This window comes from Streptomyces sp. NPDC017529 (assembly GCF_044329785.1).
Lineage (GTDB): Bacteria > Actinomycetota > Actinomycetes > Streptomycetales > Streptomycetaceae > Streptomyces.
The window spans coordinates 274,058-294,264 of sequence record NZ_JBIRJY010000003.1; the positions used below are offsets into that span (position 1 = coordinate 274,058).

Sequence of the window (20,207 nt, forward strand, 5' to 3'; positions counted from 1 at the left end):
CTTGCCGGAGCCGCCCGCCCGCATTCGTTGTAGCGTTCATCTATGCCTGAGCCGAGCCACCGGCGGCGTCTGCTCGTCCTGGCGATCTGCTGCATGAGCCTGCTGATCGTCAGCCTCGACAACACCGTCCTGAACGTCGCGCTGCCCTCCATGCGGAAGGACCTGGACACCACGGTCTCCGGCATGCAGTGGACGATCGACGCCTACACCCTGGTCCTCGCCGCGCTGCTGATGCTGGCCGGCTCCACCGCCGACCGGCTCGGCCGGCGCCGCGTCTTCCAGGCGGGCCTGGTGGTCTTCGCGCTCGGCTCGCTGCTGTGCAGCCTGGCGCCGAATCTGGAGTGCCTGGTGGCGTTCCGCATGGTGCAGGCCGTCGGCGGCTCGATGCTCAACCCCGTCGCCATGTCGATCATCACCAACACCTTCACGGAACCGCGCGAACGGGCCCGCGCGATCGGGGTGTGGGGCGGCGTCGTCGGCATCAGCATGGCGGCCGGGCCGATCGTCGGCGGGCTGCTGGTGGAGTCGGTCGACTGGCGGGCGATCTTCTGGATCAACGTCCCCATCGGGGCGCTCGCGCTGTTCCTGACCGTGCGGTACGTGCCGGAGTCGCGCGCGCCCAGGCCGCGTCGCGTGGACCCGGTCGGCCAGCTCCTGGTGATCGTGCTGCTCGGGGCGCTGACGTACGCGATCATCGAGGCGCCGGCGGCCGGCTGGACCTCGCCGCTGATCCTCGGCTTCGCCGCGACGGCCGTCGCCGCGCTCGCCGGACTGCTGCTGTACGAACGGCGCCGCGCCGAACCACTGATCGACCTGAGGTTCTTCCGCAGCGCGCCGTTCAGCGGCGCCACCGTCGTGGCGGTCTGCGCGTTCGCCGCGCTCGGCGGCTTCCTCTTCGTCAACACGCTCTACCTCCAGGACGTCCGCGGCCTGTCCGCCCTCGACGCCGGCCTGTACATGCTGCCGATGGCCGGGATGACGCTGGTCTTCGCGCCGCTGTCCGGGCGGCTCGTCGGCGCCACGGGCCCCCGCCTGCCGCTGCTGCTGGCGGGGCTGGCGATGGGAACCAGCGGCGTGCTCTTCGCGGCCTTCGAGGCGGAGGCGGACACCGCCCTGCTGTTCACCGGGTACGTGCTCTTCGGTATCGGCTTCGGCCTGGTCAACGCGCCCATCACCAACACCGCGGTCTCCGGGATGCCCCGGACGCAGGCGGGCGTGGCCGCGGCGATCGCCTCCACCAGCCGGCAGGTGGGCCAGTCGCTGGGCGTCGCGGTGATCGGGGCCGTACTGGCCGGCGGGACCCGCGCCGCCGCCACCGGCAGCACGTTCGTCGAGGCGAGCCGCCCCGCCTGGTGGATCATCGCCGGCTGCGGCGCGGCCGTCCTGCTGCTGGGCGCCCTGACCACCGGCCGCTGGGCGCGGGGCACCGCGCACCGGGCCGCCGAGCTGCTCGAACAGTCCGCGCCGGCCGGGCAGGCACCGCCCGGCAGTCAGCCCTCGGCGCGCACCAGCTCCTGAAGGCGCTCCAGCCGCTCCCGCGACTCGTCGTCTTCGGGCGTGTAGGTGAGCATCCTGGGGCCGTGCTTGGGGCCGGTCCACAGGCCGGTGGAGGACAGGCGCAGCAGGCCGACGTCCTTGTGGCGGAACAGCTTGGAGTGGCTCACCGGCCGTACGACCTCCTGGCGCGCCCAGATCTCGCGGAACTGCGGCGACGCCGCCTCCAGCCGTGCCACCATCGCCTTCCAGGCGGGCTCGGCGACATGGTCCGCCATGGAAGCGCGGAACTTGGCCGCCATCACGCGCAGCGTCTCGTCCAGGTCCACCAGGCTCGCCCGCCACTGCTCGTCGGTGAACGCCAGCCACAGGCAGTTGCGGTCCTCCTCCGGGAGCGCGTCCAGGTCGCACAGCAGCCGCCCGTACGTGCTGTTGTACGCGAGGATGTCGAACCGGCTGTTCTGGATGACGGCGGGGAACGGCGCCAGTTGGTCGAGCAGCAGCCGCATCGGCAGCGGTACGCCGGTGCACTCCTTGCCGCGCACCGGGTCGATCGCCCCCGCCAGCGCGAAGAGGTGGGCACGCTCGGCCCGGTCCATCTGGAGCCCCCTGGCCACCGCGTCCAGCACTTGCGGCGAGACCCGGATGTCCCTGGCCTGCTCCAGCCACGTGTACCAGGTGACGCCGACCGCCGAGAGGTGGGCGACCTCCTCGCGGCGCAGGCCCGGCGTACGGCGGCGGGCGCCGCGCGGCAGGCCGACCTGCTCCGGGGTGATCCGCTCGCGGCGGCTGCGCAGGAAGGCGGCCAGCTCGCCACGCCTGACGGCGCCGTCCGTGGCCGTCGGGCGCTCCGCTGTCCCGGGCGGGGTGGCGCTGGTCTCCGGCCGGGTGGCGCTGGTCTCCGGGAGAGTGGTGCTGGTCTCCGGCAGGGTGGCGGTCATGATCCCAGAGTGCCGGAGCGCCCAGCCCGTTGCCAGGTAGCGCTGGTACCAGGATAAGGACACTCTGGTACCCCCCTGCGCGGCCGACGATCGTCGTACTCGTGAGCGATACCCACGTACGAACCGTCCCCGTGCGGACCCCCGTGTCCGCCCCGCACCGCCCGGCCTCTCCCCTGCTGAGCACGCTCGGCCTGGCCACCGTGCTGCTCGGCGCCGCCCTGCCGATGATCGACTTCTTCATCGTCAACGTCGCGCTGCCGACCATCGACCGTGACCTGCGCGCGGGCCCGGCCCTGCTGGAGATGGTCGTCGCGGGCTACGGCGTCGCGTACGCGGTCCTCCTCGTCGTCGGCGGCCGGCTCGGCGACATGTTCGGCCGGCGGCGCCTGTATCTGTGGGGGCTGGCCGCCTTCGGGCTCACCTCGCTCGCCTGCGGACTGGCGCCCGACGCCTGGACGCTGGTCGCGGCACGGGTGGCCCAGGGCGCGGCGGCCGCGCTGCTGCTGCCGCAGGTGCTGGCCACCATCCAGGCCGCGACCAGCGGCGCGCGGCGGGCCAAGGCGGTCAGCCTGTACGGCGGTACGGCCGGGGTCGCCAGCGCCGTCGGGCAGGTGCTCGGCGGGCTGATGGTCGCGGCCGACCTGGCCGGGACCGGCTGGCGCGCGGTGTTCCTGGTGAACGTGCCGATCGCCGCGGTCGCGCTGCTGCTCGCGCTGCGCAGCGTGCCGGAGACCCGCTCGCCGCACCCTTCCCGGGTCGACGTCCCCGGCACCGTGCTGCTGGCCGTCGCGCTGGTCAGTCTGCTGCTGCCGCTGACCGAGGGCCGTGCGGCGGGCTGGCCGGTGTGGTCGTGGCTGCTGCCGCTGGTCTTCCCGTTCGCCGCCGCCGCGTTCATCGCCGTGGAACGGCGCGCCGAACGCACCGGACGCACCCCGCTCGTACCGCCGTCCCTCCTGCGCCTGCGCTCCGTGCGCAGCGGCCTGACCGTGCTCCTGCCGTTCTCGCTGGGCTTCGGCGGCTTCATGTTCGTGGTGGCCGTCGCCCTCCAGGACGGACTGCGCTACGGGCCGCTGGCGGCCGGACTCTCCCTCGCGCCGCTGTGCGTGGCCTTCTTCTTCGCCTCGCTGGCCGGGCCGCGGCTGGTGGCCCGCTTCGGGCGGCGGGTGGTGCTGGCCGGCTCGCTGATCCAGGGGACCGGGCTGCTCACGCTGGCACTGGTCTTCCGTACGCAGTGGCCGGACGTGTCCGCACCGGCCATGGCGGGCGCCATGACGGTCCTCGGCGTGGGCCAGGGCCTGGTCCTGCCGGTCCTGATGCGGATCGTGCTCAGCGAGCTGCCGGCGGCGCAGGCCGGAGTGGGCGGCGGCGCCATGGTCACCACCCAGCAGGCCGGCCTGGCCCTGGGCGTCGCGACCCTCGGCACGCTCTTCCTCGCCCTGCTGCCGTCCATCGGCGTACGGAACGCCCTCGTCGTCGCGCTCCTGGCGCAGCTGGCGACGGTGCTCCTGAACGCGGGCCTGACGTTCCGGTTGCCACGGGTGGTGCGGTAGGCGGGGGGACCGGCACGGGGTCCCCTCGGACACCAAATGACAGATATTGAAACCTGTCATCGCACGTGTCATGGTTGAGGCGTGCCGCCGCGCATGCCGCGCCCACCGCGGCGCGTGGCGGCCCTCCACCCACCCCTCCCCTTCTGAGGAGCACCCCGTGCAGACCCGCACCCTCGGCACCACAGGCCCGCAGACCTCGGCCCTCGGCCTCGGCTGCATGGGCATGTCCGCCCTGTACGGCGACCCGGGCGACCGGGCCGAATCCGTCGCCACCATCCACGCGGCCCTCGAAGCCGGCGTCACCCTGCTGGACACCGGCGACTTCTACGGCATGGGCCACAACGAGCTGCTGATCAACGAGGCGCTGCGCACCGCGCCCGCCGCCCGCCGCGAGCAGGCGCTGACCAGCGTGAAGTTCGGCGCCCAACGCACCGTCGAAGGCGACTTCATCGGGTTCGACGGCCGGCCCGCCGCGGTGAAGAGCTTCGCCGCGTACTCGCTCCAGCGCCTGGGCACCGACCACATCGACATCTACCGGATCGCCCGCGTCGACCCCGACGTGCCGATCGAGGAGACGGTCGGCGCCATCGCCGAACTGGTCGAGGCCGGTCACGTACGGCACATCGGGCTGTCCGAAGCCGGCGCGGACACCCTGCGCCGGGCCGCCGCCGTCGCCCCGATCTCCGACCTCCAGATCGAGTACGCGCTGATCTCCCGCGGCATCGAGGAGACGATCCTGCCCACCGCGCGCGAGCTGGGCATCGGCATCACCGCGTACGGCGTGCTCTCCCGCGGCCTGCTCAGCGGCCACTTCACGCGAGACCGCAAGCTGGCGGCGGATGACTTCCGCGCGGCGAGCCCGCGCTTCCAGGGCGAGAACCTCCAGCGCAACCTGGACCTGACCGACGCGCTGCGCAAGATCGCCGAGGAGAAGGGCGTCACGGTCGCGCAGACCGCCATCGCCTGGGTGCTCGCCCAGGGCGAGGACATCGTGCCGCTGGTCGGCGCCCGCCGCCGGGACCGGCTGGCGGAGGCACTGGGCGCGCTGGACGTCACCCTGGACGCCGCGGACCTCGCGGCCATCGAGCACGCCGTCCCGGCGGGCGCCGCGGCCGGCGACCGCTACCCGACGGACCAGATGGCCCTCCTGGACAGCGAGCGCTGACCTTAGGGGCACACTCGGGGGCCGTGCGGGTACGGTCCGTGGGAGGACGCCCCCGCGTCCGTACCAGGACGCCCCGCACGGCGTCCCCGACCGAAAGGCCCGTACGCCCGCCATGCCTCCCGCCGAGACCCTGACCCCCGAACGCATCCTCGAAGCCACCGAGGACGTACTGCGCCGCTACGGCCCGGCCAAGGCCACGGTCGTCGACGTGGCGCGCGCGCTGGGCGTCAGCCATGGCAGCGTCTACCGGCACTTCCGTACGAAGACGGCGCTGCGCGAAGCGGTCACGCAGCGCTGGCTGGACCGGACGAGCGGCCAACTGCGGGCCATCGTCACCGAGGACGGCCCGGCGCCGGAACGGCTGCGCCGCTGGGTGCACACGCTGTTCACCGCGAAGCGGCACAAGGCGGGCGACGACCCCGAACTGTTCGCGACCTACATGACGCTGGTCGGCGAGAGCGGCGGCGTCGTGGAACAGCACGTCGCCGACCTGACCGGCCAGTTGGCCGCGATCATCCTCGACGGCATCGAACAGGGCGCGTTCGCGCCGGGCGACTCGGCGACCCTGGCCCGCGCGGTCTTCGACGCGACCGGCCGCTTCCACGACCCGTGTTACGCCGCGGAGTGGGCGAAGCCCGGGATCGAGGAGGCGACGGAGGCGGTGGTGGAGTTGGTGTTGCGGGGGCTGGGGGTTTGACGTAACGGGGGCGACTGTCAGTGGTGGCCGCTACGCTGTGTGTTGACTGGCTCACTTCGCGAGAAGGGCGCATCATGACAGTGATGTCCGAACGATCGAAGAGCATAGACGTTCCCCGCGGCTCGGCCCGCTTCCAGGAGCTGTGCCAGACGCTCCTGAGCATGTACGTGCCCGATGGTTACCGGGCGGAGATCATCGGGGGGAACATCGTCGTGTCACCATGGTCGAGGGGTTACTACGGCAACGTCATGCGATCGATCCGATCACAGCTGGATCCATACGCTCCGCACACTCACCACCTTGAGTCCGCCCCCTTCTTGTTCGCCTTCCCTGGGCAGGAACGGGCTTACGGACCGGATGTCTACGCCGCCGCTGCGAGCGCGTTCGACACTGACTCCGTCTTCCTCGACGGCGAAGCGCTTTCCCTGGTCGGTGAGCTGACCTCCACGTCGACGCGTGACGTTGACTGGGGGGACAAACTCGCTGTGTACGGACGCGCCGGTGTGCCGGTGTGTCTGCTCGTGGACATGCAGAAGCAGCAGACAACGGTCTTTTGGGGGCCCTCCGAGAACGGCTACAACGGGTCCGAGACCACGTTGTTCGGCAACAAGCTCCGCATCCCCAAACCTTTTGACTGCGACTTGGACACCACCGACTTCATCCGACCCTGACCCCCTCACACCCCCAAGAACCGCAACACCGCCAGCACCCGCCGATGATCCGCGTCCGCCCTCGGCAGATCCAGCTTGGCCAGGATGTTGTTGATGTGTTTCGCCACCGCTGACTCGCTCACCACGAGCGCTCCCGCGATGCCCGCGTTGGAGCGGCCCTCCGCCATCAGGGCCAGCACCTCCCGCTCGCGTTCGGTCAGCCGCTCCAGTGGGTCGCTCTGCCGTCGTACGAGCAACTGCGCCACCACCTGAGGGTCCAGTGCCGTACCGCCATCGGCGACCCTGCGCAGCGCCTCGATGAACTCCTCCACGTCCGCGACCCGCTGCTTGAGCAGATAGCCGATGCCGCTGGTGTTCGAGGCCAGCAAATGCGCGGCGTACCGTTCCTCCACGTACTGCGACAGCATCAGTACGGCCGTGTCCGGCCACCGCTCCCGGATCTCCAGCGCCGCGCGCACCCCCTCGTCCGTGAAGCCGGGCGGCATCCGTACGTCCACCACCGCGAGGTCAGGACGGTGCCCCTCCACCGCCGCCAGCAGCGCCTGCGCGTCACCGGCCTCGGCTGCCACCTCGAAACCGGCCGTCTCCAGCACCTTCACCAGCCCGACCCGCAGCAGGACGGAGTCCTCGGCGATCACGGCGCGGCGTACGGCGGGCGTCAGGTCGTGCACGGCAACTCCACGGTCATGGTGGTCGGGCCCCCGACGGGGCTGCTCATCCGGAACGCCCCGTCCACGGAGCGCACGCGCTGGGCCAGCCCCTTCAGACCGCTCCCCCGTGCCGGATCGGCACCGCCCACCCCGTCGTCGGCGACGACCACCCGCAGTATCTCCCCGAGGCGGGTCACGGTCACCTCGGCCCGGGTCGCCTCCGCGTGCTTGGCCACGTTGTTGAGGGCCTCGGAGACGACGAAGTAGGCGACCGCCTCGACGGCGGGGGCGGCCCGGCCGGGCAGGTCCGTCCACAGCCGTACGGGCAGCGGCGCCCGGGCCGCGAGGCCCGACAGCGCGGCGTCCAGGCCGAGTTCGTCCAGCACGGCCGGATGCAGGCCGCGCACCAGGCTGTTCAGCTCCTCGATGGCCTCCATGGCCTGGCGGTGGGCCTCGTCGACGACCTGCCGGGCCTCGGGCGGCAGGTCCAGCGTGACCTTGGCGAGCCCCAGGTTCAGCGCGAGCGCGACCAGCCGCTGCTGCGCGCCGTCGTGCAGGTCGCGTTCGATGCGGCGGCGTTCGGCGTCGGCCGCGTCGACCGCGCCGGCCCGGCTGGCGGTCAGGTCCTCGACCCGCCGTTCCAGTTCTTCGGAGCGGCTGACGTACAGCACCGCGCGGGCGACGACATTCTCCAGCCGTACGAGGCCGCCGGCCAGGGCGGGTACGGCGGCCAGCACGAGCAGGCCCGCGACCGTGGCGTAGCCGAGCGGAGTGGCGTACCCACGGTGCTCGACCCGCCACTGCCACCCGAGTGTCGCTGTCCACACCAGGCTGGTCGCCGCCGCCAGGGCCGCGCCGATTACTGCCAGCAAGGCGACTTCGAGAATTCCGAAGAGCGGCCCGATCAGGCAGTTGTAGGCCCACTGCCGCTTGCCCTCACGGAAACGCAACCTTGGCAGGTCCACGCCGCACAGCGCCCGGAAGCGCCACCGCTGGGCCTCGGTCAGGCCATAGGCGGAGAGGACGAGCAGCGTCACCGGAATCAGCAGCCCCAGGGTCCCCCAGGTGGTCCCCGGACCGAGGATGTCGGCGATGTGCAGGCACGCCCATGAGCACAACAGGGGCGGTATGCCATGCAACGGCACCCCCGCGGCCGCGAAGAGAAGGTCACGGCGCAGCCGTACAAGCGCACGGCGCAGCCGGGGCGGGATGTTCATGATCCAACGGTATGCGGGGGCCCGGCGGGCGGCCATGAAGCCACTTTCCGCTCCCGGGGTGCAACTAGTGCCACCCCAGGTCGGAAACGGGCGTTACTGACGGCGACCGCCCTCGCCGGAAGAGTGGGACACGAGCCCGAAAGCCGGGCCGCCCCGGCCCGGAAGAGGCACACCCATGGCGCTCATCGCCTTCGTCCCGCCTTGTGCGACCCGCCCGTTCACCCTCGCGGCGAGCCGCCGTACGTGGGCGGGGCGGGTGCTGACGGGGGCCGGGCTGGCCCTGCTGCCGTGGATGGGCTACCTCGCGGTGGCCCTGCCGCCCGCCGGGGCGGCGGCCTGGGTGGCGCTGGACGCGGTCGAGGCGGCGTGCCTGCTGGCTGCCGGTACCCGGCTCGTGAGCGGGCGGCCCGGCCACCGCGCCGCCGCTGCGGTGGCCGCGGCGCTGCTCGCCGCCGACGCGTGCGCCGACGTGGCGACGGCCGGGCCGGGCAGCGAGCTGGTGGTCGCCCTGGTTATGGCGGTCGGCGCGGAGCTGCCGCTGGCGATCACCTGCGCGGCACTCGCCGCGCGATCGCCCCGGTGACCCGTCGTGACGATCTCGCGGAAAACGAACGCCGGCCGGGCTGGACGATTCCAGCCCGGCCGGCGTTTGAGGCCGTCAGTTCGGCGGCGCCCCGCGCAGGGTCAGCAGCCCAGCAGGCGCCCGCCCAGGTACGACTGGATCTGGTCCAGCGACACCCGCTCCTGCTTCATCGTGTCGCGCTCGCGCACGGTGACCGCGTTGTCGTCCAGGGTGTCGAAGTCGACGGTGACGCAGAACGGCGTGCCGATCTCGTCCTGGCGGCGGTAGCGGCGGCCGATGGCGCCCGCGTCGTCGAAGTCGATGTTCCAGTTCTTGCGCAGGTCCGTGGCCAGGCCCTTGGCCTTCGGCGAGAGCTGCGGGTTACGGGACAGCGGCAGCACGGCGACCTTGACCGGCGACAGGCGCGGGTCGAGGCGCAGCACCGTGCGCTTCTCCATCTTGCCCTTGGCGTTCGGCGCCTCGTCCTCGTTGTACGCGTCGAGCATGAAGGCGAGCATCGCGCGGCCGACACCGGCCGCCGGCTCGATGACGTACGGGGTGTAGCGCTCGCCGGCCTCCTGGTCGAAGTACGACAGGTCCTGGCCGGACGCCTTGGAGTGCGAGGACAGGTCGTAGTCCGTGCGGTTGGCGACGCCCTCCAGCTCGCCCCACTCCGAGCCGCCGAACTGGAAGCGGTACTCGATGTCGGCGGTGCGCTTGGAGTAGTGCGAGAGCTTCTCGGCGGGGTGCTCGTACCAGCGGATGTTCTCCTCGCGGAGGCCGAGGTCGCGGTACCAGTTGTACCGCTGCTCCATCCAGTACTCCTGCCACTGCTCGTCCTCGCCCGGCTTGACGAAGAACTCCATCTCCATCTGCTCGAACTCGCGGGTGCGGAAGATGAAGTTGCCGGGCGTGATCTCGTTGCGGAAGGACTTGCCCATCTGCGCGATGCCGAAGGGCGGCTTCTTGCGGGAGGTCTGCTGGACCTGGGCGAAGTTGGTGAAGATGCCCTGGGCGGTCTCGGGGCGCAGGTAGGCGACGGAGCCGCTGTCCTGGGTCGGGCCGAGGTGGGTGGAGAGCAGGCCGGAGAACTGCTTGGGCTCGGTGAACTGGCCCTTGTTGCCGCAGTTCGGGCAGTTGACGTCGGTCAGGCCGTTCTCGGGGAGGCGGCCGTGCTTGGCCTCGTACGCCTCTTCCAGGTGGTCCGCGCGGAACCGCTTGTGGCAGGCGGTGCACTCGGTGAGCGGGTCGGTGAACGTCGCGACGTGGCCGGAGGCCTCCCAGACCTCGGGGGCCAGGATCACCGACGAGTCGATACCGACCACGTCGTCGCGCGAGGTGACCATGGAGCGCCACCACTGGCGCTTGATGTTCTCCTTGAGCTCGACGCCGAGCGGACCGTAGTCCCAGGCGGCGCGCTGGCCGCCGTAGATCTCACTGCACGGGTATACGAAGCCACGGCGCTTGCTCAGGCTGACGATTGTGTCGATCTTGTCGGCGGCCACGGTGCTCTCTTCATTGCGACGACGAACGATTAATAGGAGCGGCGCCCTGGCGCCTCCTCGGGGGGTGGTGGTCGGGAGGCGGGCGGGCGAATAGCTCAGGTTACCGGCGGCCCTGCCCCCCGGATCAAATCGGTTCCCCGGCAGCCGCCCGCGAGACCCCTTGTTGACAATCGTTTCCACTTTTGTTGAAAATGAGTGTCATGAACGTACGACGTCACATACCTACCGCCGTCATGGCCGGAGCCTCCGTCCTCGGAATGCTGGCCCTGTCCGCCTGCTCCGACTCCGGCGGCGGCAACAAGAGCGGCAAGCTCGCCGTGACGGCGTCGTTCTACCCGATGGAGTACCTCGCCAAGGAGATCGGCAAGGACCACGTACAGGTCACGGACCTGACCTCGCCGGGCACCGAGCCGCACGACCTGGAGCTCAGCCCCCGGCAGACCGCCGATCTCGGCAAGTCGGACGCGATCCTCTACCTCAAGGGCATCCAGCCCGCCGTCGACCAGGCCGTCGAGCAGGCCGGCGTCGAGCACACCATCGACGCGGCGTCCCTCACCCAGCTGGAGAAGCACGGCGCCGAGGTCGGCGGCCACGACGAGGGCCACGACCACGAAGGCCACGACCACGGCCACGAGGCGGACGGCGACGACCCGCACATCTGGCTCGACCCGGTGAAGTACGCCCAGGTCGCCAAGGGTGTCGGCAAGGCCTTCGCGGAGGCCGACCCCGCCCACAAGGCCGACTACGCCCGCAACACCGACGACGTGGTCAAGAAGCTCGACGACCTGAACAAGAAGTTCGCGGCCGGGCTCAAGAACAAGAAGTCGGACACCTTCATCACCACCCACGCCGCCTTCGGCTACCTCTCGGAGCGCTACGGCCTGACCGAGGAAGCCATCAACGGCATCGACCCCGAGTCGAGCGACGTGAGCGGCAGCCGCATGAAGGAGCTGCAGAAGCTCGCCAAGGAGCACGGCGTCGACACGGTCTTCTTCGAGACGCTCACCAACCCCGAGATGGCCAAGACCCTCGCCAGGGACCTGGGCGTGAAGACCGACGTGCTCGACCCCATCGAGGGCATCACCAAGAAGTCCAGGGGCAAGGACTACGTCCAGGTCATGGAGTCCAACCTCGCGGCGCTGCAGAAGGCGCTCGGCGCCAAGTGACCGGGCGGGCGACGCGGCCGCCGGCGCGGCGGGACGAACACGTACGGCACGACGGGAGGACCCGGCCATGACGGACCAGGACACGGTCATATCGCTGCGCGCGGCGGTCGCGGCGCTCGGCGCACGCCCCGTACTGCGCGGCGTCGATCTGACCGTACGGCGCGGCGAGGTGGTGGCCCTGCTCGGCGCGAACGGCTCCGGCAAGTCCACCGCCGTCCGCGCGGTGGTCGGGCAGGTGCCGCTGACCAGCGGCGAGCTGGAGCTGTTCGGCACCCCGCGGCGCCGCTTCAAGGACTGGTCGCGCATCGGGTACGTGCCGCAGCGCACGACGGCGGCCGGCGGCGTCCCCGCCACCGTCCGCGAGATCGTCGCGTCCGGCCGGCTCTCCCGTACGAAGCTGAGGTGGCCGGGCAAGGCCGACCGGGACGCCGTCCACCGGGCGCTGGACCTGGTCGGCATGGCGGACCGCGCCAGGGACTCCGTCGACGCGCTCTCCGGCGGCCAGCACCAGCGGGTGCTGATCGCCCGCGCGCTGGTCGCCCGGCCCGAACTGCTGATCATGGACGAGCCGATGGCCGGCGTGGACCTGGCCAGCCAGGAAGTGCTGGCCGAGACGCTGCGGGCGCAGGTCGCCGCGGGCGCCACCGTGCTGCTGGTGCTGCACGAGCTGGGCCCGCTGGAGCCGCTGATCGACCGCGCGGTGGTGCTGCGCGACGGCTGCGTGGTGCACGACGGGCCTCCCCCGGAGGCAGTCGGCCAGCACGCCCTGCCCGGCCACGACCACGTCCACCCGCACGCGGACCCGGCCGCCGAGCCGGTCAGGACAGGACTGCTGAGCTGACATGGACCTTCTGACCTATCCCTTCATGCAGCGCGCGCTGCTGGCCGCCCTCCTGGTCGGCCTCACCGCGCCCTCCGTCGGCGTCTACCTCGTCCAGCGCCGCCAGGCACTCATGGGCGACGGCATCGGCCACGTCGCGCTCACCGGCGTCGCGCTCGGCTTCCTGCTCCAGGCCTCGCCCGTGTGGATGGCCGTGGTGGTGGCCACGCTCGGCGCGATCGCCATGGAGCTGGTGCGCGCGTACGGCAAGACGCGGGGCGACATCGCGCTGGCGATGCTCTTCTACGGCGGCATGGCCGGCGGCGTGATGATCATCAACCTGGCGCCCGGCGGGTCCACCGCCAACCTCACCAGCTACCTCTTCGGCTCGATCAACAGCGTGTCGTCCGGCGACGTCGTCGCGACCGGCATCCTGGCCGCCTTCGTGATGGCCGTCACGCTCGGCCTGCGCCGGCAGCTGTTCGCCATCTGCCAGGACGAGGAGTTCGCCCGGGTGATGGGCCTGCCCGTACGGGTGCTGAACCTGGTGCTGGCGGTCACCGCCGCGCTGACCGTCACGGTCGCGATGCGCGCCGTCGGCCTGCTGCTCGTCAGCGCGCTGCTGGTGGTGCCGGTCGCCGCCGCCCAGCAGGCCACCCGCGGCTTCGCGATGACCCTCGCGCTGTCCGTCGCCATCGGTGTGGTCGTCACCCTCTCCGGTACGGTCTTCTCCTTCTACGTGAACGTGCCGCCCGGCGCGAGCATCGTGCTGCTGGCCATCGTGGTCTTCGCGGGTATGGCTGCTTTGGCCGCGCCATTGGCCGGAAAGCGCGCGCGGGCCGCCGCCAAGGACGCCGAACAGTGCACTCTGGATCTGCCCGGCAGCCGCTCCCCCGGTGACGACGTCAGCGTGCCGGGTGCCAAGGGGTAGGCATTCGTGTAAGCGTTGCCTCCGGGCTCTGGTCATCACCTGGCACAATGGCCGGACTGATGTGCAGGGGGACGTCCCGATACCTAGGGAGGCAACGGTGGCGAGCACGGGATCTCCGGTGCGCGGCCGGTCGACACGGCAGCGGGCCGCCGTCGCGGCGGCACTGGACGAGGTGGACGAGTTCCGCAGCGCGCAGGAGCTGCACGACATGCTCAAGCACCGGGGGGACTCGGTCGGGCTGACCACGGTCTACCGGACGCTGCAGTCGCTCGCCGACGCGGGCGAGGTGGACGTGCTGCGGACCAACGAGGGCGAGGCGGTCTACCGCCGGTGCAGCACCGACGACCACCACCATCACCTGGTCTGCCGCAACTGCGGCAAGGCCGTCGAGGTGGAGGGCCCGGCCGTGGAGAAGTGGGCGGACCAGATCGCCGCCGAGCACGGCTTCCAGGACGTCGGGCACACCATCGAGATCTTCGGTACGTGCGGTGAGTGCGCGGCCAAGGCGGCCGCCGGCTCCGGGTGACACCGGCGCCACCGACAGAACGCGACGCGGCCGGGCCCCCACGGAGGGGCCCGGCCGCGTTCGTATGCCCGGCTTTCACACTAGGACTGCGCGGGCTGCACCTCCGGTGCCGCGCCGAAGCGCCGGTCCCGCTTGGCGTATTCGAAACAGGCGTCCCACAGGTTCCGCCGGTCGAAATCGGGCCAGAGAATGTCCTGGAAGACCATCTCGGCGTAGGCGCTCTGCCAGATCAGGTAGTTGGACGTGCGCTGCTCGCCCGACGGCCGCACGAACAGGTCCACGTCCGGCATGTCCGGGTAGTACATGTACTTGGCGACGGTCTTCTCGCTGACCTTCGACGGGTCCAGCTTCCCGGCCCGTACGTCGGCGGCGATGGCGGCCGCCGCGTCCGCGATCTCCGCCCGGCCGCCGTAGTTGACGCAGAAGTACAGCGTCATGGCGTCGTTGTCCTTGGTCTGCTCCTGGGCGACCTGGAGTTCCTGCACCACGGACTTCCACAGCTTCGGCATCCGGCCGACCCAGCGGATGCGGATGCCCAGTGCGTCCATCTCGTCGCGGCGCCGCCGGATGACGTCGCGGTTGAAGTTCATCAGGAAGCGCACCTCTTCGGGCGAGCGCTTCCAGTTCTCGGTGGAAAAGGCGTACAGCGACAGGTTCTTGACGCCCATCTCGATGCAGCCCTTGAGCACGTCCAGGACGACACCCTCGCCGACCTTGTGGCCCTCGGTACGGGGCAGGCCGCGCTCCTTGGCCCAGCGGCCGTTGCCGTCCATGACGATCGCCACGTGGTTCGGGACGAGTTCGCCGGGAATCTTCGGCGGACGCGCACCGGACGGGTGCGGCTCGGGCGTCTCGTATTCGCGTCGGCCGCGCCCCAGAATTCCGCGTCGTGCCATCCGGTCCACATCTCCTATGCGTAGTGCGTGGTGCGCTCGTGTCCGAGCCGGTGCTCGCCCCCGAGCTGCTGAGCCTATCTACTTCTCTACGTACCGCAGCGAGCGCAGGCCGCGCTCCAGATGCCAGTGCAGATACGCCGCCACGAGCCCGCTGCCCTCCCGTACGTGCCGGGGCTCGCAGGCGTCCGCGGTCGCCCAGTCGCCGGACAGCAGCGCGGCCAGCAGACCGATGGCCTCGGAGGAGGGTACGACGCTTCCCGGCACTCGGCAGTCGCCGCACACCACGCCGCCCGAACCCACGGAGAAGAAACGGTTCGGGCCCGGCAGGCCGCACTTGGCGCAGCCGTCGAAGCTGGGCGCGTAACCGTTGACCGCGAGCGAGCGCAGCAGGAAGGCGTCCAGGACGAGGTGCGGCTCGTGCTCGCCGCGCGCGAGCGTGCGCAGCCCGCCGACCAGCAGCAGGTACTGCTGTACGGCCGGCTCGCCCTCGTGGTCGGTGAACCGCTCGGCGGTCTCCAGCATGGCCGTACCGGCGGTGTAGCGGGCGTAGTCGGTGACGATGCCGCCACCGTAGGCGGCGATGGTCTCACTCTGTGTGCACATCGGCAGCCCGCGCCCGACCAGCTCGCCGCCGCGCGCGTAGAACTGCACGTCGACGTGGGAGAACGGCTCCAGCCTGGCGCCGAACTTGGACTTCGTGCGGCGCACGCCCCGGGCCACGGCCCGTACCCGGCCGTGACCGCGCGTGAGGAAGGTGATGATCCGGTCCGCCTCGCCCAGCTTCTGGGTGCGCAGCACAATGCCGTCATCGCGGAACAGACTCATGCGGTCCATTCTCGCGCACGCGGCGGGGGCTCCGGTCCCGGCCGCCCCGCGCCGCCCTCAGGACGGTGTGCGGGCGGCGGCCAGCAGGCGGGCGGTGTCGTCCGGGCACAGCAGGAGCGCCGCGCCGACGGTGGTGAGGACCTCCCGCTCGGACGGCAGGTACGGGCCGTCGGCGAGGGCGATGCGGGCCCCCTGGAGGAGCAGCGCCTCCCGGCCGGTCGGAGCGAGGTGCGGGGCCAGCGGCTCCAGGGCCTCGTGCAGCTCTATGGCCAGCGCCGTGCCGCACGGGTCGAGACCGCCGCCGGGGCGGCCGGCGCCCCCGGCGGAGGAGCGCGACAGGGCGCCGTCGTGCGCGCCCGGCAGCCGTCCGGTGTCGGCGGCGAGCGCGGCGAGCAGGGTCAGCAGCTGGTCTTCCGTACAGTCCGCGAAGCCCGCGGCGCGCACCGTCCCCACGGCGGTGGCGCGCACCCCCGCCGAGGCCGTGCCGCCCGCCGCCAGCACGGCCAGCGTGACGGTGTGCACGGCGTCCCTGAGCATCGCCGAGAAGCGCGTCGTGGTGGGGTGGTCCAGCGCGTCCAGGCCGAAGTGGCCGCGGCAGGCCGAGCATTCGACGACCGGGCCCGCGGTGCCGCGCGGCAGCAGCGGCACTCCCAGGACGGTGAGGCGGCGGCGGCCGGTCCGCCGGAGGTAGTTGCGGTCCCCGCCGCACTCGGGGCAGAAGAAATCGCCGTCGGCGACGGTGCGCCAGGACGTCCGCACACCCATCACAGCCAGCTTGTGCATCACGTCGACCCTCCGTAACGCTTCGGCATCTTTGCCGCGTTGACGTGATGTTAGCCACATCCGCGAGGCGCCGTCAGTAGCTCGGACCGGACAAGACGGCCGTTTAAACCGGTTGAACAGCCAAGCGCCCCCCGGCGCACGCGGGAGGAGCCGGGGGGCGCCGGACGCGTCGCAGGTCACGGCCGGTGGGTGCCACGGACGGCGGTACGGCCCGCGGGCCGGCGCCGCCCGCGGCGGACCGGACCGGTGATCAGCGGCTCGCGCGGTTGACCGCGGAGACGGCCGCCTTGATCGAGGCGCGCACGATGTTCCCGTCGATGCCCACGCCCCACAGCACCTTGTCGCCGATCGCGCACTCGATGTACGCGGCGGCTTGGGCGCCGACGCCCTCGCTCATCGTGTGCTCGACGTAGTCCAGCAGCCGCACGTCCACGTCGATGGCGTGCAGCGCGTCGAAGAACGCCGCCAGCGGGCCGTTGCCGGTGCCGGTCAGGACCGTGTCGGCGCCGTCCACGACCGCCTCCACGGTCAGCGCGTCGGTGCCCTCGGTCGTGGTGGAGGTCTGCGCGCTGCGCAGCGCGATCCGGCCCCAGGCGTTCTCCGGGGTCGGCAGGTACTCGTCCTGGAAGACGGACCAGATCGCGTCCGGCGTGACCTCGCCGCCCTCGGTGTCCGTCTTCTCCTGGATGGTCTTGGAGAACTCGATCTGCATCCGGCGCGGCAGGTCCAGCTTGTGGTCGTTCTTCAGGACGTACGCGATGCCGCCCTTGCCGGACTGCGAGTTGACGCGGATCACGGCCTCGTAGGAGCGGCCCACGTCCTTGGGGTCGATGGGCAGGTACGGCACCGCCCACTCCAGGTCGTCCACGCTCTTGCCCTGCTCGGCGGCCTGGACCTCCATGGCCTCGAAGCCCTTCTTGATGGCGTCCTGGTGGGAGCCGGAGAAGGCGGTGTAGACCAGGTCGCCCGCGTACGGGTGGCGCGGGTGGATCTCCATCTGGTTGCAGTACTCGGCGGTCCGGCGGACCTCGTCGATCTGCGAGAAGTCGATCTGCGGGTCCACGCCCTGGCTGAACAGGTTCATGCCCAGGGTGACCAGGTCCACGTTGCCGGTGCGCTCGCCCTGCCCGAACAGGCAGCCCTCGACGCGGTCCGCGCCGGCCATGATCGCCAGCTCGGCGGCGGCCACCGCGGTACCGCGGTCGTTGTGCGGGTGCACGGACAGGCAGATGTGCTCGCGCCGGGACAGGTTGCGCGACATCCACTCGAAGCGGTCGGCGTGCGTGGAGGGGGTGGAGCGCTCGACGGTGGCCGGCAGGTTCAGGATGATCTCGCGGCCCGCCTCGGGCTGCCAGACGTCCATGACGCCCTCGCAGACCTCCAGGGCGAAGTCCAGCTCGGTGTCGGTGAAGATCTCCGGGCTGTACTGGTAGCCGAAGGCCGTCTCCGGGCCCAGGATCTTCTCCGCGTACTCCACGACCAGCCGCGTGCCGTCCACGGCGATCTGCTTGACCTGCTCGCGCGAGCCGCGGAAGACCACCCGGCGGAAGACCGGCGCGGTGGCGTTGTACAGGTGGACGGTGGCCTTGCGGGCGCCGCGCAGCGACTCCACGGTCCGCTCGATCAGCTCCTCGCGGGCCTGCGTCAGGACGGAGATCGTCACGTCCTCGGGGATCGCGTCCTCTTCGATGATCGAACGTACGAAGTCGAAGTCGGTGGCGCCCGACGAGGGGAAGCCGACCTCGATCTCCTTGTAGCCCATCTTGACCAGCAGGTCGAACATCTCGCGCTTGCGGGCCGGCGACATCGGGTCGATCAGCGCCTGGTTGCCGTCGCGCAGGTCCGTGGACAGCCAGCGGGGGGCCTGGGTGATGCGCTTGTCGGGCCAGGTGCGGTCCGGGATGTCCACGGCCTCGTAGCCGCCGTAGCGGTGCACCGGCAGGCCGGAGGGCTTCTGGGTGCGGGTGGCGTTGGTGACGGGCGTGGGGCGGCCGACGGCGTTTTCTGCGTTCTGAGCAGGAATCGACGGGTTCGTCATGGTGGCGCGGGGCTCCTCGTTTGTCCGCGGGGGGAGAGGCCGACGGGGCGAAAATCGCAGCACCGAATCCCGCGGGGAGGGGGTCGGCCTACGACAACAGACCCTCGCCGCGGCAGCTAAGGAGAAGCAGCCCGTAACGCATGATGCACAGCACCCTAGCCGAGGTGACGCGGAGATCGCGGCCCCGTATCAGTATGCGGGACCGGGCGGATCTAACCCCTTAAACGCGATCAACCACACGTTTTCAGGAATCATGACGGCAGGGAGTGACACGCCCGTGACCCAGTGCCACATTGCCGTGCATGAACCCTGAAGCCACTCCGGCCCACCCGGTCTTCTGCACGATCGTGCCGCCCCACGTCCTCGACCAGCTGTCCCGGCTCGACGACGCGGACCGCTCCGGGCGCGCCCTGCGCACCCTGGAGCACGACGCCCTCCAGCGCACCCGCCGCCGCATCACCACCGTCCGCGGCCTCGGCGCGCCCACCGGCACCCCCTCGGACAAGCCGAACCGCACCATCTACGACGCGAAGCACCAGGAAACGCTGCCGGGCAAGAAGGTGCACTCCGAAGACGACAAGCCGTCCAAGGACGCCTCCGTCAACCGCGCGCACGCGGGCCTCGGCGCGACGTTCGAGCTGTACCTGAAGGTCTACGGCCGGCGCTCCATCGACGACTCCGGCCTGCCGCTGAACGCCACCGTCCACTACGGCGAGAACTACGACAACGCCTTCTGGGACGGCCAGCGCATGGTCTTCGGCGACGGTGACAACGACCTGTTCCTCGACTTCACCATCCCCGTGGACGTCATCGGCCACGAGCTGACCCACGGCGTCACCCAGCACACCGCCAACCTGGACTACTTCGGCCAGTCCGGCGCGCTCAACGAGTCCATGTCGGACGTCTTCGGCGCCCTGATCAAGCAGTACGCGCTCGGCCAGAACGCCTCCCAGGCCGACTGGCTGATCGGCGCCGGGCTGCTCGGCCCGAACGTCACCGGCGAGGCGCTGCGCTCGATGAAGGCCCCGGGCACCGCGTACGACGACGACGTCCTCGGCAAGGACCCGCAGCCCGCGACGATGGACAACTACGTCAAGACCTCGCGCGACAACGGCGGCGTGCACATCAACTCCGGCATCCCCAACCACGCCTTCTACCTGCTCGCCACCGACCTCGGCGGCAACGCGTGGGAGCGGGCCGGCAAGATCTGGTACGCCGCGCTGACCGGCGGCGAACTCGACAAGGACGCCCAGTTCGCCGACTTCTCGCGCCTGACGGTCGCCACCGCGCGCACCTTGTACGGTGACGGCGAGGAAGTGCAGTCCCTCCTGAAGGCGTGGTCGCAGGTGGGTCTCCCCACGGACTGACCCCGCGCGGTCTGGCCCGTTCCGTCCGTTTCCCCGAGCCCCACTGGGTAGGAAGCCCGTCATGCGAATCCAAGTTCGACGCACCGGCGGCTTCGCCGGCATCGAGCGGTTTGCCGAGGTGGACACCTCCGGCCGCCCGGATGCCGCGGAATGGCACACCCTGGCCGAGCGGGCAGCCGCCGCCGGCCGGGGCACTCCCCCGGTAGGCGTCCCAGACGGTTTCAGCTATCAGATCACCATCGACGGCCACACGGTCTACGCCTCCGACCCCCGCCTCACCGAGGAGCAGCGCAAACTGATCACCAGGGTGCTCAAGGAAGGCAGCTGACCCGGACATCCGGCGGACGGCCAACTCCCGTCCCGTGCACACCCCTTGACACCCGTACGCGACGGTAACCAGGAT

The 20,207-nt window shown here is 71.1% G+C and carries 20 protein-coding genes; 12 read left to right on the forward strand and 8 right to left on the reverse strand.

Annotated elements, in window-relative coordinates:
- Positions 1–42 precede the first annotated feature (42 nt).
- The gene (locus ACH4K4_RS08575) at positions 43–1,518 is read left to right on the forward strand and encodes an MFS transporter (protein WP_398165757.1); all 1,476 of its coding nucleotides are present in this window, start codon (positions 43–45) and stop codon (positions 1,516–1,518) included.
- On the opposite strand, the gene ACH4K4_RS08580 is transcribed toward ACH4K4_RS08575, so the two are convergent.
- Positions 1,491–2,435, reverse strand: coding sequence for a helix-turn-helix transcriptional regulator (locus ACH4K4_RS08580; protein ID WP_398165758.1), 945 nt, complete (start codon positions 2,433–2,435; stop codon positions 1,491–1,493). The genes ACH4K4_RS08575 and ACH4K4_RS08580 overlap by 28 nt on opposite strands.
- Before the next feature lie 101 nt (positions 2,436–2,536).
- Between ACH4K4_RS08580 and ACH4K4_RS08585 the strand changes: the two genes are divergently transcribed.
- The 4 genes from ACH4K4_RS08585 (at position 2,537) to ACH4K4_RS08600 (ending at position 6,518) form a co-directional block, all read left to right on the forward strand.
- The gene (locus ACH4K4_RS08585) at positions 2,537–3,985 is read left to right on the forward strand and encodes an MFS transporter (protein WP_398165759.1); all 1,449 of its coding nucleotides are present in this window, start codon (positions 2,537–2,539) and stop codon (positions 3,983–3,985) included.
- Between the two features lie 157 nt (positions 3,986–4,142).
- Positions 4,143–5,150: an aldo/keto reductase gene (locus ACH4K4_RS08590; RefSeq protein WP_398165760.1), complete on the forward strand. Its 1,008-nt coding sequence runs from the start codon at positions 4,143–4,145 to the stop codon at positions 5,148–5,150.
- Positions 5,151–5,262: 112 nt separating this feature from the next.
- A complete protein-coding gene (locus ACH4K4_RS08595; RefSeq protein ID WP_398165762.1) occupies positions 5,263–5,847 on the forward strand; it encodes a TetR family transcriptional regulator in 585 nt (194 codons plus the stop codon).
- 74 nt (positions 5,848–5,921) lie between these two features.
- On the forward strand, positions 5,922–6,518 hold the full coding sequence (locus tag ACH4K4_RS08600) for a Uma2 family endonuclease (protein WP_398165763.1): 597 nt from the start codon (positions 5,922–5,924) through the stop codon (positions 6,516–6,518).
- 5 nt (positions 6,519–6,523) lie between these two features.
- On the opposite strand, the gene ACH4K4_RS08605 is transcribed toward ACH4K4_RS08600, so the two are convergent.
- The gene (locus ACH4K4_RS08605) at positions 6,524–7,156 is read right to left on the reverse strand and encodes a response regulator (RefSeq protein WP_398166298.1); all 633 of its coding nucleotides are present in this window, start codon (positions 7,154–7,156) and stop codon (positions 6,524–6,526) included.
- A 20-nt stretch (positions 7,157–7,176) separates the two neighbouring features.
- Positions 7,177–8,385 carry a sensor histidine kinase gene (locus ACH4K4_RS08610; RefSeq protein ID WP_398165764.1) on the reverse strand — a complete coding sequence of 403 codons (1,209 nt, stop codon included), beginning with the start codon at positions 8,383–8,385 and terminating at the stop codon, positions 7,177–7,179.
- Positions 8,386–8,560: 175 nt separating this feature from the next.
- Between ACH4K4_RS08610 and ACH4K4_RS08615 the strand changes: the two genes are divergently transcribed.
- Positions 8,561–8,968, forward strand: coding sequence for a hypothetical protein (locus tag ACH4K4_RS08615; RefSeq protein WP_398165765.1), 408 nt, complete (start codon positions 8,561–8,563; stop codon positions 8,966–8,968).
- A 101-nt stretch (positions 8,969–9,069) separates the two neighbouring features.
- On the opposite strand, the gene ACH4K4_RS08620 is transcribed toward ACH4K4_RS08615, so the two are convergent.
- Positions 9,070–10,452, reverse strand: coding sequence for a glycine--tRNA ligase (locus tag ACH4K4_RS08620; RefSeq protein WP_398165766.1), 1,383 nt, complete (start codon positions 10,450–10,452; stop codon positions 9,070–9,072).
- Positions 10,453–10,652: 200 nt separating this feature from the next.
- Between ACH4K4_RS08620 and ACH4K4_RS08625 the strand changes: the two genes are divergently transcribed.
- The 4 genes from ACH4K4_RS08625 to ACH4K4_RS08640 all read left to right on the forward strand — a co-directional run bounded on the left by ACH4K4_RS08625 (position 10,653) and on the right by ACH4K4_RS08640 (position 13,895).
- A complete protein-coding gene (locus ACH4K4_RS08625; RefSeq protein ID WP_398165767.1) occupies positions 10,653–11,618 on the forward strand; it encodes a metal ABC transporter substrate-binding protein in 966 nt (321 codons plus the stop codon).
- Between the two features lie 67 nt (positions 11,619–11,685).
- Complete coding sequence (locus ACH4K4_RS08630) at positions 11,686–12,459, forward strand: metal ABC transporter ATP-binding protein (RefSeq protein ID WP_398165768.1); 774 nt, start codon at positions 11,686–11,688, stop codon at positions 12,457–12,459.
- Position 12,460: 1 nt separating this feature from the next.
- Positions 12,461–13,369 carry a metal ABC transporter permease gene (locus ACH4K4_RS08635; protein WP_398165769.1) on the forward strand — a complete coding sequence of 303 codons (909 nt, stop codon included), beginning with the start codon at positions 12,461–12,463 and terminating at the stop codon, positions 13,367–13,369.
- Positions 13,370–13,466: 97 nt separating this feature from the next.
- The gene (locus ACH4K4_RS08640; RefSeq protein WP_398165770.1) at positions 13,467–13,895 is read left to right on the forward strand and encodes a Fur family transcriptional regulator; all 429 of its coding nucleotides are present in this window, start codon (positions 13,467–13,469) and stop codon (positions 13,893–13,895) included.
- An 80-nt stretch (positions 13,896–13,975) separates the two neighbouring features.
- Here the strand turns inward: ACH4K4_RS08640 and ACH4K4_RS08645 are convergent, their stop codons facing one another.
- The 4 genes from ACH4K4_RS08645 to leuA form a co-directional block, all read right to left on the reverse strand.
- Positions 13,976–14,791: an isoprenyl transferase gene (locus ACH4K4_RS08645; protein WP_398165771.1), complete on the reverse strand. Its 816-nt coding sequence runs from the start codon at positions 14,789–14,791 to the stop codon at positions 13,976–13,978.
- A gap of 78 nt (positions 14,792–14,869) precedes the next feature.
- The gene (recO, locus tag ACH4K4_RS08650; RefSeq protein WP_398165772.1) at positions 14,870–15,616 is read right to left on the reverse strand and encodes a DNA repair protein RecO; all 747 of its coding nucleotides are present in this window, start codon (positions 15,614–15,616) and stop codon (positions 14,870–14,872) included.
- Positions 15,617–15,673: 57 nt separating this feature from the next.
- Positions 15,674–16,399 (reverse strand): TerB family tellurite resistance protein, encoded by a 726-nt coding sequence (locus ACH4K4_RS08655; RefSeq protein WP_398165773.1) that lies wholly within the window; start codon positions 16,397–16,399, stop codon positions 15,674–15,676.
- 250 nt (positions 16,400–16,649) lie between these two features.
- Positions 16,650–18,437 (reverse strand): 2-isopropylmalate synthase, encoded by a 1,788-nt coding sequence (leuA, locus tag ACH4K4_RS08660; protein ID WP_398165774.1) that lies wholly within the window; start codon positions 18,435–18,437, stop codon positions 16,650–16,652.
- Between the two features lie 302 nt (positions 18,438–18,739).
- Between leuA and ACH4K4_RS08665 the strand changes: the two genes are divergently transcribed.
- The gene (locus ACH4K4_RS08665) at positions 18,740–19,804 is read left to right on the forward strand and encodes a M4 family metallopeptidase (RefSeq protein WP_398165775.1); all 1,065 of its coding nucleotides are present in this window, start codon (positions 18,740–18,742) and stop codon (positions 19,802–19,804) included.
- 61 nt (positions 19,805–19,865) lie between these two features.
- A complete protein-coding gene (locus ACH4K4_RS08670) occupies positions 19,866–20,132 on the forward strand; it encodes a protealysin inhibitor emfourin (RefSeq protein ID WP_398165776.1) in 267 nt (88 codons plus the stop codon).
- Positions 20,133–20,207: the final 75 nt, after the last annotated feature.